Here is a 1,957-nt window from a genome sequence, read left to right as displayed (position 1 = left end):
ATCTGAAACGGCAAGTTGAAAGTACGGGTGCTTATACCCGATCCATGTCATCTGGGCTGATCCCTCTCCCTTCATCCTGACAGCCAACACTACATTCTCCTGATCCGCATAATTACATATCATTAGTTCCTCACTTCAGATTTAGCCCAAGCAAAATTCCGTTAATTTGAATTTCATAAAATAAAGGAATTAGGAGAAGTAAACGAGTGGAGGAGGAATCTCATGTCCAAACCAGGTGTGTCCATTATCACGTGTACGAATCAGCCCGATTTTTTCATGAACATCTTGAACAATTACCGCATTCAGCGCTACAAGCGCAAAGAATTGATTATCATCATTAATAAGGACAGCATCAATTTAAAGGAATGGCGAAAAAAAGCTGCCAGTTATCCCAATGTAACCGTCTATCAAGTGCCAGGGCGAATCTCGTTGGGCCAATGCTTAAATTGTGGCATCTGCAGAACCAAATATCCCCTCATTACTAAATTTGACCACGACGATTATTATTCGCCGTACTATTTAAGGGAGCAAGTCAAGACGCTCCTGCGCACACGAAGCCCGGTACTCGGCAAGCACGCATGTTTGGTCTATCTGGCTGCCAGCAAAAAGCTTGTAATTCGATCTCCTCAAGAAAAAAACAAATTTGTTGGATTCGTTCAAGGAGGGACCATCCTGTTTCGGAAGAAAGTCCTCAAAAATGTACGCTTCTCAGATCTCTCGCTTGGCGAAKACGTCAAATTTTTACGAGATTGTACCAATAAAGGCTATGCCATATACGCCACTTCTCCCTACAACTACGTCTATATTCGCAGAAAAGATAAACGCACTCATACATGGCGAGTGGGTGATCATCGCTTCCTGACTGGTAGCCGTCCTGTTGCCGTGACAAAACATTTCCGCCGTTTCGCCATGCGCCAATATTAATTGAACCGGACCATCGCATGTTCCCCACGATCATACCTATCTACCCAAAAACATGCCGTTATTTATGATACGGTTCAGCATATCACAATTAAACTAATCTGCCCGTCTAGCTTAACTCTATGTGCAGTCGTCATCTGCAGCCACCAGCATAGGGCACCCGCTAAGGCAATCTGCATTTGCAACCGACCAGTCATAGCCCCCCGGACAATCTCGTCGTCGGGAATGTCACAAGGTTCTTGTCATCGCCCAATGTCAAGAACCTTGTGGCATTAAACAAAAAAGTCGCGATATACGCGAATTGTAATGTAACAATGATGGTGACTCCCGACATGTCTATACTGCTTTTCCGTATAATAGTTATCTGGATGGCGCAGTTGGCGTATGCACCTTCTCAATTAAATGATTTATGCATTTATCTTTCTTCTGAAAAGGACATATTATATCTTCCCTAAATCGTGTTGACAAGAACGGTCCGATTCCCGAGAGCATTAAAAGTTCAGTTCGGATTTCCGCCTTTACTTCCCAAGCGAACTCCTTCCATGTTAAATGGGTACTTCTGAGCCGATTGATGGGCTGATTACAAGGACATCAAAGTACTTCATCATAACAGTTCCTTGCGGATACTCATTTATATGACTTTGGTTTGGATATCCATTTAAATTATGAATTAAGTATTTAATAAAATTCAGGCCGACTTCATGTGTATGTGGATATGAACCACCCAGTCGAGGATTGATCTCTGATATCAAATAGTCACCGTTAGGGCTTTGAAAACAATCAATATTTATGGGTCCAATCGGACCTAAAGCTGCCACAGTTCTTTGTATGAGCTCTAGTAGTATGGGATCCTTGACTGATACGGATTTATAAGTTTCTCCCGCCTTCATCAATAGCTGTTTTTTGGGATGAATGCAAATAGTTTCATTTGAAATAAGATCGACATACACTTCTACACTATATTCAGATCCTTCAATAAAAGGTTGTACGATATATTCAGAATGAGTTGATAAGATCTGGTTTGCTTCCTCGATTG

At 42.0% G+C, this 1,957-nt stretch carries 2 protein-coding genes; one reads left to right on the top strand and one right to left on the bottom strand.

What is annotated here, in order from left to right; translation table 11 throughout:
* Positions 1-222: 222 nt before the first annotated feature.
* Positions 223-924, top strand: a complete 702-nt coding sequence (locus AC1DWB_RS34275) for a glycosyltransferase family 2 protein (RefSeq protein WP_477545545.1) — start codon at positions 223-225, stop codon at positions 922-924.
* 542 nt (positions 925-1,466) lie between these two features.
* Here the strand turns inward: AC1DWB_RS34275 and AC1DWB_RS34270 are convergent.
* Positions 1,467-1,957, bottom strand: a 491-nt coding sequence (locus tag AC1DWB_RS34270; RefSeq protein ID WP_477545544.1) for an ATP-grasp domain-containing protein, incomplete at its 5' end; no start/stop codon positions are given.

It is taken from the genome of Paenibacillus sp. P4_E11, from assembly GCF_056401635.1.
Note: the sequence above shows the minus strand (reverse complement) of the source record. Positions and strands in the feature narration are given on the sequence as shown.